11 protein-coding genes are annotated in these 13,745 nt (G+C 76.2%); 5 read left to right on the forward strand and 6 right to left on the reverse strand.

Annotation, left to right across the window (positions count from 1 at the left end; translation table 11 throughout):
• Positions 1 to 141: 141 nt before the first annotated feature.
• The gene (locus tag AC1050_RS12110) at positions 142 to 2,817 is read left to right on the forward strand and encodes a phosphoenolpyruvate carboxylase (RefSeq protein WP_482387655.1); all 2,676 of its coding nucleotides are present in this window, start codon (positions 142 to 144) and stop codon (positions 2,815 to 2,817) included.
• A gap of 72 nt (positions 2,818 to 2,889) precedes the next feature.
• Here AC1050_RS12110 and AC1050_RS12115 read toward each other — a convergent pair whose 3' ends face one another.
• The 3 genes from AC1050_RS12115 to AC1050_RS12125 form a co-directional block, all read right to left on the reverse strand.
• Positions 2,890 to 4,098 carry a cobalamin-independent methionine synthase II family protein gene (locus AC1050_RS12115; protein WP_482387656.1) on the reverse strand — a complete coding sequence of 403 codons (1,209 nt, stop codon included), beginning with the start codon at positions 4,096 to 4,098 and terminating at the stop codon, positions 2,890 to 2,892.
• Positions 4,099 to 4,195: 97 nt separating this feature from the next.
• Entirely contained in the window at positions 4,196 to 4,894 is a 699-nt protein-coding gene (locus tag AC1050_RS12120; RefSeq protein ID WP_482387657.1) for an alpha/beta fold hydrolase, read from the reverse strand.
• Positions 4,895 to 5,073: 179 nt separating this feature from the next.
• The gene (locus tag AC1050_RS12125; RefSeq protein WP_482387658.1) at positions 5,074 to 8,040 is read right to left on the reverse strand and encodes a helix-turn-helix transcriptional regulator; all 2,967 of its coding nucleotides are present in this window, start codon (positions 8,038 to 8,040) and stop codon (positions 5,074 to 5,076) included.
• Between the two features lie 425 nt (positions 8,041 to 8,465).
• On the opposite strand from AC1050_RS12125, the gene AC1050_RS12130 reads away from it, so the two are divergent.
• Both AC1050_RS12130 and AC1050_RS12135 read left to right on the forward strand, forming a co-directional pair.
• A complete protein-coding gene (locus AC1050_RS12130; RefSeq protein WP_482387659.1) occupies positions 8,466 to 9,179 on the forward strand; it encodes an HAD-IA family hydrolase in 714 nt (237 codons plus the stop codon).
• A 124-nt stretch (positions 9,180 to 9,303) separates the two neighbouring features.
• Positions 9,304 to 9,645 carry a PspC domain-containing protein gene (locus tag AC1050_RS12135; protein WP_482387660.1) on the forward strand — a complete coding sequence of 114 codons (342 nt, stop codon included), beginning with the start codon at positions 9,304 to 9,306 and terminating at the stop codon, positions 9,643 to 9,645.
• A 75-nt stretch (positions 9,646 to 9,720) separates the two neighbouring features.
• Here the strand turns inward: AC1050_RS12135 and AC1050_RS12140 are convergent, their stop codons facing one another.
• Positions 9,721 to 9,969 carry a hypothetical protein gene (locus AC1050_RS12140; protein WP_482387661.1) on the reverse strand — a complete coding sequence of 83 codons (249 nt, stop codon included), beginning with the start codon at positions 9,967 to 9,969 and terminating at the stop codon, positions 9,721 to 9,723.
• A 44-nt stretch (positions 9,970 to 10,013) separates the two neighbouring features.
• Positions 10,014 to 11,504 carry a DHA2 family efflux MFS transporter permease subunit gene (locus AC1050_RS12145; RefSeq protein WP_482387662.1) on the reverse strand — a complete coding sequence of 497 codons (1,491 nt, stop codon included), beginning with the start codon at positions 11,502 to 11,504 and terminating at the stop codon, positions 10,014 to 10,016.
• Between the two features lie 170 nt (positions 11,505 to 11,674).
• On the opposite strand from AC1050_RS12145, the gene AC1050_RS12150 reads away from it, so the two are divergent.
• Positions 11,675 to 12,121: an ATP-binding protein gene (locus AC1050_RS12150; RefSeq protein WP_482387663.1), complete on the forward strand. Its 447-nt coding sequence runs from the start codon at positions 11,675 to 11,677 to the stop codon at positions 12,119 to 12,121.
• A 132-nt stretch (positions 12,122 to 12,253) separates the two neighbouring features.
• On the opposite strand, the gene AC1050_RS12155 is transcribed toward AC1050_RS12150, so the two are convergent.
• Positions 12,254 to 13,039 (reverse strand): endonuclease/exonuclease/phosphatase family protein, encoded by a 786-nt coding sequence (locus AC1050_RS12155; RefSeq protein WP_482387664.1) that lies wholly within the window; start codon positions 13,037 to 13,039, stop codon positions 12,254 to 12,256.
• Between the two features lie 59 nt (positions 13,040 to 13,098).
• Between AC1050_RS12155 and AC1050_RS12160 the strand changes: the two genes are divergently transcribed.
• Complete coding sequence (locus tag AC1050_RS12160) at positions 13,099 to 13,725, forward strand: nucleotidyltransferase family protein (RefSeq protein WP_482387665.1); 627 nt, start codon at positions 13,099 to 13,101, stop codon at positions 13,723 to 13,725.
• Positions 13,726 to 13,745 lie beyond the last annotated feature (20 nt).

A 13,745-nucleotide genomic window follows, 5' to 3' on the forward strand; every position in this document is an offset into this window, starting at 1 on the left:
GCGGCCGCGGGCACTGCCACCGAGCCTAGACTCCCGCGCGCATCCCGCAGGACATCGGTCCCAGGGCCCGGCTCCGCGGAACGGGTAACCGACAGGCGGACAACCGTCTCGGGCGTCGGACGGTTGACCTACGCTTGACCCGTGACCGACCCCCAGCCCTCGCTCGAGGCCCGCCGCGGCCTCGCGCGCCACGAGGTCCCCGACCCGTTGCGCAACGACGTCCGGATGCTCGGCGAGTTCCTCGGCCGCGTGATCCGCGAGTCCGGCGGCGACGACCTGTTCGACGACGTGGAGCGCGTGCGCGCGCTGACCATCCGCGCCCACGACGAGCAGGACCCGTCCGCGCTCACGGAGGCCGAGGAGCTCGTCGCCTCGTTCTCCATCGAGCGCGCGCAGCAGGTGGCGCGCGCCTTCACCTGCTACTTCCACCTGGCCAACCTGGCCGAGGAGCACCACCGCGTGCGCGTGCTGCGCGCCCGTGAGGCGGAGCTCCCGGTCGGCGAGCTGATGCAGGACGACTCCCTGCCCGCCGCCGTCGACGCCCTGGCGCAGGAGGTCGGGCGCGAGGAGGCGCTGCGCCGGCTGCAGGCGCTGGAGTTCCGCCCGGTGCTGACCGCGCACCCGACCGAGGCGCGCCGCCGCTCGGTGTCCCGCGCGATCCGCCGCGTGTCCGACCTGCTGGCGGAGCGCGACGCGCTCGCCGCGGGCGGCACGTCCCGCGCGGAGAACGACCGCCGGGTGCTCGAGGAGATCGACACCCTGTGGCGCACCTCCCCGCTGCGCGCGCAGAAGCCGACGGTGCTGGACGAGGTCCGCACCGTGATGAACGTCTTCGACACCACCCTGTTCGACACGTTCCCGACCGTCTACCGCCGGCTGGACGACTGGCTGGGTGCCGAGGGCGCCGGCCGGGAGCAGCCGAAGGTGCAGCCGTTCGTGCGGCTGGGGTCCTGGATCGGCGGCGACCGCGACGGCAACCCGAACGTCACCGCCGAGGTGACCCGGGCCGCCGCCGCGCTGGCCAACGAGCACGTGCTCACCGCGCTGGAGGACGCCGCCCGCAAGATCTCGGCGAAGCTGACGCTCGACGACTCCGGCACGCCGGCCAGCGCCGAGCTGACCGCGCTGTGGCAGCGGCAGCGCGACCTCTCCGAGGACGCCGCCGCCAAGGCCGCGAACGAGGTCCGGCACCAGCCGCACCGCCGCGCGCTGCGCATGGTGGCGGAGCGCGTCGCGGCCACGAAGCGGCGCGACGCGGACCTGTCGTACGCCGGGCCGGAGGAGATGCTCGCGGACCTGGAGGTGGTGCAGCGCTCGCTGCGCGAGGCCGGCGCCACCCGCGTGGCCTACGGCGACCTGCAGCGGCTGATCTGGCAGGTGCAGACCTTCGGGTTCCACCTGGCCGAGCTCGAGGTGCGGCAGCACTCGCAGGTGCACGCCGCCGCCCTGGCGGACATCGCCGAGCACGGCGTCGACGGCGAGCTGGAGCCCCGCACCGTCGAGGTGCTGGAGACCTACCGGGCCATCGGCTCGGTGCAGCGCCGGTACGGCGTCGCCGCCGCCCGCCGGTACATCGTCTCGTTCACGCAGGCGCCCGAGCACCTCGCCGCCGTCTACCAGCTCGCGGAGCTGGTGTTCCCGGACCCGGCGACCCGTCCGGTGATCGACGCGATCCCGCTGTTCGAGACCTTCGCGGACCTCGAGGCGAGCGTCGACATCCTCGAGGAGATGCTCACGCTGCCCGCCGTGCAGGCGCGGCTGGCGGAGAACGGCCGGCGCGTCGAGGTCATGCTCGGCTACTCGGACTCGTCCAAGGACGTCGGCCCGGTGGCCGCCACCCTGGCGCTGGACGTCGCGCAGAGCCGGATCGCGCAGTGGGGCCGCAAGCACGACCTGAACCTCACGCTGTTCCACGGTCGCGGCGGCGCGCTGGGCCGCGGCGGCGGCCCCGCCAACCGGGCCGTGCTGGCGCAGCCGCCGGGCTCGGTCGACGGCCGGTTCAAGCTCACCGAGCAGGGCGAGGTGATCTTCGCCCGGTACGGCAACCCGATCATCGGGGCCCGGCACATCGAGCAGGTCGCCGCGGCGACCCTGCTCGCGGGGGCGCCCTCCACGGAGCAGCGCAACGCGAGCGCCACCGAGCGGTTCGCCGACCTGGCCGGCGCGCTGGACGCCTCGTCGCGCACCCGGTTCTACGAGCTGGTGCGCGCGCCGGGCTTCCCGCAGTGGTTCGCCCAGGTGACGCCGCTGGAGGAGATCGGGCTGCTGCCGATCGGCTCCCGCCCGGCCCGCCGCGGGCTGTCCGTGGAGTCGCTCGACGACCTCCGGGCGATCCCGTGGGTGTTCTCCTGGTCGCAGGCGCGCACCAACCTGGCCGGCTGGTTCGGCCTGGGCACCGCGCTGGAGGCCGTGGGGGACCTGGACGAGCTGCAGGCCGCGTACGCGCAGTGGCCGCTGTTCAGCACCATGATCGACAACGTCGAGATGTCGCTGGCCAAGACGGACGACCGGCTCGCGCAGCGGTACCTGGCGCTGGGCGACCGCGACGACCTCGCCGCGCTGGTGCTGGAGGAGATGGCGCTGACCCGGCGCTGGGTGCTGGCGATCACGGGCTCCGAGCAGATCCTGTCCCGGCGGCGGATCCTCGGGCGCGCGGTGCAGCTGCGCAGCCCGTACGTCGACGCCCTGTCCCTGCTGCAGATCCGTGCGCTGCGCGCGCTGCGGACCGGGGAGTCGCAGGACCTCGTCGAGGACAACAAGCGGCTGCTCCTGCTCACCGTGAACGGCGTGGCCGCCGGCCTGCAGAACACCGGCTGAGCCACCCGGCCCGCACGCACGACGGCCCGGCACCCGCGAGGGGTGCCGGGCCGTCGTGCGTGCGGCGGGGGATCAGCCCCAGAGGCGCTTCGTGGCGATCTCGGCGCCCTGCACCAGGGTCTCGAGCTTCGCCCAGGCGATCTGCTGGTGGATGCGCCCGCCCAGGCCGCAGTCCGTCGCCGCGACGACGTTCTCCCGGCCGACCAGGCGCGCGAACCGCTCGATGCGGTCGGCGACCAGCTCCGGGTGCTCGACCACGTTGGTCGCGTGCCCGACGACGCCCGGCAGGATCAGCCGGCCCTCGGGCAGCGTGACGTCCTCCCAGACCTTCCACTCGTGCTCGTGGCGCGCGTTGGCCGCCTCGAACGAGTAGGCGCCCGCGTTGACCTTGAGCATCGTGCGGACGATGTCCTTCATCGGCAGGTCGGTGGTGTGCGGGCCGTGCCAGGAGCCCCAGCACAGGTGGTACCGGATCTGGTCCTCCGGCAGCCCGCGCAGCGCGTGGTTCAGCGCCTCGACGCGGAGCTCCGTGAACTTCACGTAGTCCTCGACCGACGGCTCGGGGGTGATCTGGTCCCAGTTCTCGGCCATCGACGGGTCGTCGATCTGCAGCACGAGGCCGGCCTCGATGATCGCGACGTACTCCTCGCGCATCGCGTCGGCGAGGGCCCAGACGTACTCCTCGTCCGTGCCGTAGAACTCGTTGTCCATGCGCGCGGCGCTGCCCGGGGCGATCGAGGTGATGAAGCCCTCGCGCGCACCGGTGGCCTCGAGCGCCCGGCGCAGGTTCGCGGCGTCCTGCGCCACGGCCTCCTGGCCGGTGTACGTGACCGGGGCGACGGCCGTCGGGAACGGCTTGGGGTCGCCGCCGTGGAACACGCCGCTGGTCGGGTCGGCGTACGCCTCCTCGAACGCGGCACGGTCGCGACGGCGGCCGAAGCCGGTCACCCGCACGTCGCCGGGGGCGGACTGCACGTCCTTGAAGATCCAGCTGGCGCCGTCCCGCAGCTCCAGGCCGCCCAGGCGCTGGAACGAGTAGGACCACCACGCGCCGTAGTCGATGGCGCTGCTCATGGCCTTGCCGAACTCGCCGTCGCCGGGCACGTCGATGCCCAGGTCCACCTGGCGCCGGACGAGACCGGTCACCGCCTCGCTGAGCAGCTCCGCGTAGCCGGCGGCGTCCTCGCCGGCCTCCCGGGCGGCGTTCGCCGCGATCAGCTCCGGCGTCCGGGGCAGGCTGCCCGCGTGGCTGGTGAGGATGTGGTCGGTGCTGCGGATCATGCGGTTCTCCCGGCTCTGGGCGTGCGTGCGCCGCTCATCGTTCCACAGAGCCGGTGCCGGGCCCGGGAGCGTCCGCGCAGGCGGGTCCGGCGGGTGCTCAGGCGGCGAGGCGGCTGCGCAGCGGCGCGGGCAGCCGCGGGTGCGCGAGCTCGTGGAGCACGTGCTGCAGGATCCGGTTGAACGCGACGGGGGCGTGGCTGTTCACGTCGTGCCCCGCGTTCGGGACCACCCACTGCCGGGCGCCCGGGTGCGCGCCGAGGTACCGCCGCGCGCCGAACCGCAGGGGGTCGCGCGCGCCGTTGACCAGCCACACGGGCAGCCCCAGGCGGCGCAGGTCCTGCACCGGCGTGTAGCCGTGCAGGGCCGCGAGCATGTCGGTGACGACGTGCCAGGTCCCGCCGCCGAGCCCGAGGGCGTCGACGACCCGGCGCGAGGCGCGGCGGTACGCGCGCAGCGGCTTGCCCTTGAGGTCGGTGGAGCACCCGGCGAGCACCACGCCCGCCAGCCGGTGCTCGTTCCGGGCGGCGTAGGCCAGCGACATGTAGCCGCCGAGGGACAGCCCGACCAGCAGCGGGGGAGCGGGGCACGCGCGGACGGCGTCGTCGATCGCGGCGAGGCCGCCGGCGAAGGTCAGCCGCTCGCCGGAGCGGCTGCCGTGCCCGGGCAGGTCGATCGCCACGGTGGCGTGCCCGTCGTGGGACAGGGCACGGACCTGGTCGTCCCAGATCCTCGACGACGTGCGGGTGCCGTGCACGAGCACGATGGGGTGCGGGCTCTGCGGGGTGGTGGGGGTCATGCGCCCTTCCGGGGAGGGGGCACGGCCTGGAGCGGCCGGCGGCTGCGCGCCGCGGCGGTGACCGGACCGCGGGGCTCTGCGTCCAGGGTAGGTCCGGCACCTGGGCGCCGCCTGGGGACGGCACGGATCACCCGGGTGAGCCCGGTCACGCCGGCGACGGGCTTGGACCAGGCCTCCGGTCAGACGCCGATCAGGCCGCGGCGGTGCGCGATCGTCACGGCCTCGGCGCGCCCGCCCGCCCCCAGCTTGTCCAGCACGCGCGAGACGTGCACCGACACCGTCTTGCCGCTGATGAACAGCCGCTCACCGATCTGCCGGTTGCTCAGCCCCTCTGCGACCAGGGCCAGCACCTCGCTCTCCCGGTCCGTCAGCAGGCCGCCGCCGGACACGGGCACGCCGGGCAGGTCCAGCCGCCCGCGGCGTGCCAGGTCCGCGACCGCGGTGGCCAGCGGCACGGCCCCGATCTCCCGGGCGACGGCCAGCGCGGCCGCGGCCTCCCGGTGCGCGCCGTCCCGGTCGCCGGAGCCCAGCAGGGCCTCCGCCCACCGCCACCGCGCGCGGGCGAGCTCGTACCGGTAGCCGTAGTCGAGCTCCGCCACGGCCTGCGCCCAGGCCGCCGGGTCCGGGACGCCGGCCAGTCGGGCGTGCTCCGCGTGCGCCCGCGCCAGCCAGGCGCGGCCCTCGGGACCGAGCTGACCGCCGCGGGGCCGCCCGCGGTCTGCAGTAACAACCGCGCGGTTGAGCAACCGCGCGCCTGCGTCCAGCCGCGGTGCCGGGTCCCGCCCGGCCAGGCGGTCCGAGGCCGCCTGGTCGGCGAGCGCCGCCAGGCCGAGCGCGGACAGCCAGATGCCGCCGAGGAAGTAGTCGGACCAGACCCGGCTGATCTCGTCGATCAGCTCGTGCGCGAGCGCGACGGCCTCGTCCAGCCGGCCCGCCGTGGTCAGGGCGTCGACGGTGCAGCCCCCGGCGATCAGCGTGATCATCGTGTCGCCGTGCTGCCCGTGCAGCAGCGCGAGCCCCCGGTCCACGGCATCCGCGTCTCCCCGGGCCGCGGCCGCGTACATCTGCACGCCGTCGACGGCCGAGGCGGCGCGCGGCGGGCCGGGGTCGGCGCTGGGCGGGGGCGGCGTCAGGTCGCCCCGCGCGTAGCGGACGATCTCGGCGAACAGCCGCAGCTCCACGCCGTACACGCTCCAGGTCAGCCCGGACAGCGCCGCGAGCTCCAGCCCGGCCGCCGTGGTGGCCGCGGCGTCGTCGAGCCGGCCCGCGTAGTACCGGTTGGCGGCGAGGTTGTAGGTGCAGCGCAGCTCGGTCGTGACGTCCCCGGCGTCGCGGGCGCGGTGCAGGGCGACGGTGAGCAGCTCGGCGGCCCGGTCGCGGTCGTCGACCACGAGCACGGCGAGCGAGATGAGGGCGTCCGCCTCGGCGTCGGCCGCGCCCGCGGCGCGCGCCTCGTCCACGGCCGCGGTCGCGGACAGCTCGGCCTGGTCGTCCAGGTCGGAGTTGAGCGCGGCCCGCGCGTGCGTGGCCAGGGCCCAGGCCCGGTCGGCGTCGGGCGTGCCGTCCAGGTCGGCCAGCGCCGCCAGCGCCCGGTCGGTCTCCAGCAGCGCCTCGTCCACCCGCTCGACGCCCAGCAGGTGCCGGGCCAGCGAGGTGCGCAGCGCGGCGACCCGGCGGGTGGCGTCGTGCGACCCGGCCGGTCCGGGCGCCCCGGCGTCGACGACGGCCACCGCCTCCCGCGCCATCGCGACCGCCCGGTCCCCGAGGCCCGCCCGGCTGCCCGCCGCGGCCGCCGCGAGCAGCACGTCCACCCGCTCCTCGCCCAGGTCCTCGGCGGCGGTCGGCACGCCGGGCCACAGCCGCAGCACCGTCTCCAGGTGCCGCAGCTCCTCGGCCGGGGCCAGCACCCGGCCCGCCTCGCGGGCGGCGTCCCGGGACGCGAGCAGCGCGAGGCGGCTGTCGTGCGACAGCAGCGCGTGGCGCGCGCGCTCGGCCGAGGTGGCCAGCGTCGGGTCCTGCTCCGCCGCGAGCAGGTAGTCCCGGTGCAGGGCGACCTGCTCGCCCGGCAGCAGGTCCGCGTACACGGCCTCGGCCAGCAGGGCGTGCCGGAACGCGATCCGCCCGTCCTCGCCGACCAGCACGTGGTGGGCGACGGCGTCCCGGAGCGCGGCGTCGAAGGCCGCGTGCCGGGCCGCCGTGTCCGCGTCCGTGCCCGCCCCTCGTCCGGCCACCACGGCGCGCAGCAGCGGCTCGTCGACCCGCCGCCCGGCCGCGGACGCGGCGCGGGTCAGGCGCTGGACCTCGGGGTCCAGCAGCTCGAGCCGGGCGCGGAGCACGTCGGCCAGCGTCCCCGGCAGGTCCGTGCCGGCACCGCGCGCCTCCAGCAGCTCCTCCGCGAAGTAGGCGTTGCCCTCCGACCGGGTCTGGATCCGGCGCAAGGCGTCCTCGGGCAGCGGGTGGCCGGCCAGGGCGGTCGTGAAGGCGCGCAGCTCCTCGGGGGTGAAGGGCGGCAGGTCGATGCGCTCGACCCGCGGGTGCCGTCCGAGCTCGACCAGCACGGGGCGCAGCGGGTGCCGGCGGTGCAGGTCGTCGGCGCGGTAGGAGGCCACCAGCAGCACGGCCTCGGTGCGCAGCCGCGCGACCAGGAACCGCAGCAGGTCCCGGCTCGACGCGTCGGCCCAGTGCAGGTCCTCCAGCACCAGGACCAGCGGCGCACCCGGCCGGCCGGCGGCGGCGAGCACGGCGGCGACGCCGTCGAACAGCTGCAGCCGCTCCGCCTGGTCGTCCGACGTGGTCGGGCCGGCGGCGGTGGACGGCAGCAGCCGGCGCAGGGCGGGCCGCGCCTCGACGACCTCCGCCACGCCCGGGCAGCCGCCCGCGACCAGCTGGTGCAGCGCCTCGGCGAACGGCAGGTACGGCAGCCCGATCTCGCCCAGGTCGATGCTGTGGCTCACGACCACGGTGGCGCCCCGCTCCGTGGCGAGCCGGGCCGCGTGCGTGAGCAGCCGGGTCTTGCCGACGCCCGCGTCCGCGCCCAGCAGCACCAGCCCGGGCTCGCCGGCGCCGGCGCGCGCCACCGCGGAGAGCAGGGTCGCCACCTGCTCGTCGCGGGCGACGAACGGGGCGTGTCCCACCGACCGGCTCATGAGGTCGATGGTGGCAGCCGGTACCGACACGCGTCTCTCCCCTTCTGCTGCCGGCGTCAGCGCCGGCGCCGCCGCCAGCGCCACCCGAGGTCGGACCCGCGCACCGCGGCGCGCACGACCTCCTGCCGGTAGGCCACCTCGGCGTCGAGCGCCGGACCCCAGATCGTGTCCATGTCGGTTCCCCTGTCCGTGACCGGCCCGCGCGGTGCGGGCCCCGCCGGACGTCCCGGCGGCACATCCCACACTGGTGCTGAGGCACCCGGCCGCGGATCCGTCGACCGACCCGTCCTGGCGCGACGTCCGGGCGGAGCAGCACCTGAGGCGGGGCTGAGGTGGCCCTGAGGCGGCCCTGAGGTGCGTCGCAGCCTCCCGGACCCGACGCTGCGGCCGCAGCGGTGCCGGGCGCGACGTGCCAGCCTGGGGCCATGCCGACCACCACCAGCACCCCGGACCCCCGCCCCGACACCGCCCGCGACGTGCTCGGCGAGGTGTTCGACGCCGTGCTGTTCGACATGGACGGGACGCTCATCTCGTCCACCCGCTCCGTGGAGCGGTGCTGGTTGCGGCTCGCGGACGAGTTCGCGATGCCGACCGAGGACCTGGCGCCCTTCCGGTTCCACGGCGTCCCCGCGCGGGCCATCCTGGCCGAGCTGCTCGCCGGCCGGAGCCCCGAGGAGCGGGCCGCCGCGCTGGACCGCGTGGTCGAGCTGGAGGTCGCCGACACCGACGGCATCGCGGTGCTGCCGGGGGCCGCGGCCGCGCTCGGGGCGCTCGCGGAGGACGGCCGCGCGGCGGTCGTCACGTCGTGCGGCACGCGCCTCGCCGCGGCGCGGTTCGGTGCCGTGGACCTCCCGTCGCCGGCGGTGACCGTCACCGCGGACGACGTCACGCACGGCAAGCCCGACCCCGAGCCGTACCGGACCGGCGCGGCGCGGCTGGGCGTGGACGTGCGGCGCTGCCTGGTGGTCGAGGACGCGACGTCCGGGGTGGCGTCGGGCCGGGCGGCGGGCGCGGCCACGCTCGGCCTGCGCACCAGCAGCCCGGAGGGTCCGGGCGGCGGCGCGGACCTGGTGGTCGACGACCTCGCGCACGTGCGCTTCGTCCGCACGGAGGACGGCGTCCGGGTGCTGCCGGCGTGAGGTTCAGGGTGCCGGTCAGGGTCGTGCCAGGGTGGGTCCCGGATGTGCCCGCCGTCGCGGGACGGCACCGTAGGAGGTGTCGCAGCAGCGACGAGCCACCCGGCCGAACGAGGAGAGACGCATCATGACCGGCATCTACGAGTCCCTGTGGCGCAGCGGCCTGGTCCGGCCGCAGGAGGGCCGCGTGCTCGGCGGCGTCTGCGCCGGCCTGGCGCGGCGGTTCGGCATGGACGCGTGGCCGATGCGCTGGCTGTTCCTGATCGTGCTGATCGTCCTGCCCGGCAGCCCGCTGCTGATCTACCCGCTGCTGTGGATCTTCATGCCGGGCGAGGACTGGGTCGCCCGCGTGCACGGGCCCTCGGCCTACCCGAACGCGTTCCCGACCACGGCGCGCCCCGCCGCCCCGCAGCCGCCGTACGGCGCGCAGCCGTACGGGACGCAGCCGCCGGCGGGCCCGACCGACTGAGCGTCGGCTCCGAAGCACGTCGACCGCGGGGCAGGGGGGAGGGCCCCGGCCCCGCGGATCCGGCGGCGGGCCCGCTCACCCCAGCACGTCGACCGTGACCTCGAAGGCGAGGTCGTCGAGGATCTCCGCCGCGTGCGTGCGGGCGGCGCGGACGGCGGTCTCCAGGTCCGGGGCCTCGCCCCGCAGGTCGAACGTCACCGGTGCCGGCCCGGTGAACCCGGGCGGGGCGTCGTCGCGCAGCGCGCCGAGCGCGTCGCCCATGCCGGCGCGCGTCTCGTCGTCGGGCACGTCGGGGACGGTGAGGTGGGCGACGTAGTCGGGCATCCCGACATGCTGCCGCACACCACCGACACCACCGACGCGCCAGGTCAGTCCCGCGGTGCCGGGTCCACCTCGGCCGGCGCCTCGGGATCCGCTGCCGGCGTCGCCTCGGGCGGCGGGGCGACCGCGGCCGCCGTGGACGGGATCGCGATCGCCGACACCACCGCCCCCGCCGCCATCAGCACCGCGCACGCCAGCATGGCGCGGGGGTGCGCCTCGGCCAGCACGTCGGGGTCCGACAGCCCGGCCCCGACGCCGGCCACGAGCGGCAGCACCGCGACCGCCAGCAGGCCGGCCACCCGCGCCACGGCGTTGTTCGTCGCCGACGCCACCCCCGCGAGGTGGTCGGGCGCCGCGGCCAGCGCGGTCGACGTCAGCGGCGCGACCGTGAGCACCAGCCCGGCGCCGACCGCGAGCACGCCCGGCAGCACGTCCGGCGCGTACGCCGAGCCGACCCCGATCCCGCCCAGCAGCACCGCGCCCAGGCCGGCCAGCAGCGGGCCGACGGTCATCGGGATGCGGGGGCCGATGCGCGCACCGAGCGCGCCGCCCTGCGCGGACAGCAGCAGCATCAGCAGCGTCACCGGCAGCGAGGCCACGCCGGCCGCCAGCGGCGACCAGCCGGTGACCACCTGCAGCGTCACGGGCAGGAAGAAGAAGATGCCGGTGAGTGCCGCGTACACCAGCAGCGTCGCCAGGTTCACGGCGGCGAACGGCCGCCAGCGGAACAGGCCGAGCGGCAGCGCCGGGTGGTCGGAGCGCGCCTCCGCCACGCCGAAGGCGACCAGGGCGGCGACCCCGACCGCCCCGACCGCGGCCACCGTGCCGGTCAGGGCACCCCGCTCGGACCAGGCCGTCAGCGACCAGGTCAGCGTCCCGAGCCCGACCGCCGCCAGGGCGGTGCCCAGCACGTCCATCCGGTCCGACGCCTGCGGGTCCGCGGACTCCGGCACCCAGCGCAGGGCCACCACGACCACCAGCGCGGCCAGCGGGATGTTGATCCCGAACACCCACCGCCAGCCCGCCTGCTCGATGATCCAGCCGCCCAGGAACGGCGCGACCGCTCCCACCGCGCCGCCGAGCCCCGACCACGCCCCGATGGCCTTGGCGCGGTCGGTCCCCGCGAACGACGACTGCAGGATCGCCAGCGACCCCGGGGTCAGCAGCGCCCCGCCGACGCCCTGCAGCGCCCGCGCCGCCACCAGCAGCCCGGTGGTGGGGGCGAGGGCGCAGAGCACCGACGCCGCGGCGAACGCGACCGTCCCGATCAGGAACACCCGCCGCCGGCCGAACCGGTCGCCCAGCGAGCCGCCGAGCAGGAGCAGCGCCGCGAGGGTCAGCGCGTAGCCGTTGACCGTCCACTGCAGGCCCGCGCTGGTCGCACCGAGGTCGGCCGCGACGGCCGGCAGCGCGATCCCGACGACCGTGCCGTCCAGGAACACCAGGGCCGAGCCGAGCACCGTCGCCAGCAGCGTCCCCCGGCCCGCGGCCGACCGGAGGGTCAGGGGTGCCGGCGGGGTCGCTCCGGCGGCGGGCATGAGGCCTCCGATCAGCCCGGCGTGGGCCGTCGCGGCTGGTCCGCCACGTGCCGGGCCCTGCGACAGTACGGCCGGCGGACCCGCTCGGGAACCCCGCCGAGCAGGCCGACACGCCCGGGCGTCAGGCCGTTCGCGCGGCGGACCGGCCGAGCGTCGGGCACAGTATTCGCGTGGGTGATGTCAGGGACCTCCGTTCGGCACCGGGTGCCAGGCGTGCAGACGCGCGCGCCGAGCACGACGAGCTCGTCCTGGACGCGCGTCGCTCGGCACCTCGTGCGGCACGGCACTGGATCATGCACCGGGTCGCCGCGTCCGGCGTGTCCGGGTCGGCGAACCAGGTGATCGAGCTGCTGACCGGGGAGGTCGTGGCGAACGCCGTCGTGCACGGGCCGGAGCACGGGCGCGTCCGCGTCGCGGTCCGGATCGACCACCGCGGCGTGCGCGTCGCCGTCACCGACGAGAGCCCGGCCCGTCCCCAGGTCCAGCACCCCGCCCCCACGGCCGTCAGCGGCCGCGGCATGGCGCTGGTCGAGGCCCTGTCCCGCACGTGGGGCGTGGACGAGCACGGCGACGAGGGCAAGACGGTCTGGTTCCTGGTCGACCCCGAGGCCGACTGACCCCGAGCCCGCCGGCCCGGGTACGCAGGCCCGTGCCCGCATCGAGTGTCCACAAACTCATGCGGTCTGGGCGGTTTTGTCCGCAGGTTTCTGGACACTCACCGAGCCGACCCGACCCGAGCGGGCCGGGGGTCAGGCGCGGCGGCGGGCCGCCGCGCCGACCGCGAGGTCGACCACCAGCGCGCGGTGGTCGGACATCCCGGTGTCGACGGCGATCGGCTCGCTGGTGGGTTCCACGTCGCCGTCGAGCAGCACGTGGTCGATCTGCCGGTCCGGGACGGCCACGGGGAACGTGTCGACCCGGCCGACGGAGCGCCACCCGGTGAGCCGCTGCGGGGTCGTCCCCTCGAGGTTGAGGTCGCCGGTCACGGCGACGGGGCGCGGGAGGGCGTGGCAGGCGCGCACCAGGTGCCGCAGCTGCATCACGTTCCAGCCGGTGATGAACGTCAGGTGCGTCGCCACCACGGTCATCGGCCCGTCCGGCGTCTCGACCACCGCGGCCAGCGCGGCGCGCTGCTCGTCCTGCACCAGGGACGGCCGCCGGTTGCCGCGGTGGATCATCGGCACGCGGCGGCGCAGGGTCGGCAGGGTCAGCACCCGCCACGCGGACACCGGGTACCGGCTGAGCAGCGCGATGCCGTAGGCGGCGATCGACGGCTGGTCCTCGCCGGTGGCGGCCGTCCAGGTGCCGGGGTGCCCGTGCAGCGTGGCCACGAACCGGTGGTGCCCGGCGCCCATGGCCTCCGCCGCGACGGCGGTCAGGTCGGCCTGGTGGGACCGGGGCTGGTCCCGGTCGACCTCCTGGAGCGCGAGGACGTCGGCGTCCAGCCCGCGCACGGCCGTGGCGAACCGGTCGAGGTCCACCTTGCCGTCGCTGAGGCTGCGCCCGTGCAGGATGTTGAAGGTCGCGAGTCGCACGTCGGCGATTCTTCCCGTCGTCCTGCGGACGCGCGCGTCGTCGTGCAGACTCCCGTGCCATGAGCTCCGAAGCCGCGACCACCGCAGCCCCGGGTGCCGTCGGTCCGGGCAACGCCGGACCGCCCGACCCGCGGACCGCCCTGCAGGACGCGCTGCGCATGTCGGCGGTCGCCCTGGAAGAGGCCGGCGTGCCGTTCGCGCTGGTCGGGGGGTACGCGGCCTGGGCGCGCGGTGCGCCGGAGCCGGACCACGACGCGGACTTCGCGATCCCCGAGTCGGAGGTCGCGCGGGCGCAGGAGGCGCTCGCGTCCGCCGGCCTGGAGGTGCGCGAGCCGGCGGAGAACTGGCTGTTCAAGGCGTTCCACCACGGCGCGATGGTGGACATCCTGTTCCGGATGGTCGGGGAGCCGATCACCCGGGAGATGCTGGACCGCAGCGACACGATGGAGGTGCTCGCCGTCCGGATGCCCGTCCTCGACGCCACGGACATCATCTCGGCCAAGATGCGCGTCCTCGGGGAGCACTACTGCGACTTCACGCGGATGATCGCGATGGTCCGCGCCCTGCGGGAGCAGGTCGACTGGCACCGCGTGCGCCGCGAGACGGCCGAGACCCCGTACGGGCGGGCGTTCCTGCTGCTGGTGCACGAGCTCGGCATCTCGCCCGTCGGCCCGGAGCCGCGCTGATCTGCTGCGCGACCGGTGCA

It is taken from the genome of Cellulomonas sp. NEAU-ZC6, from assembly GCF_056844425.1.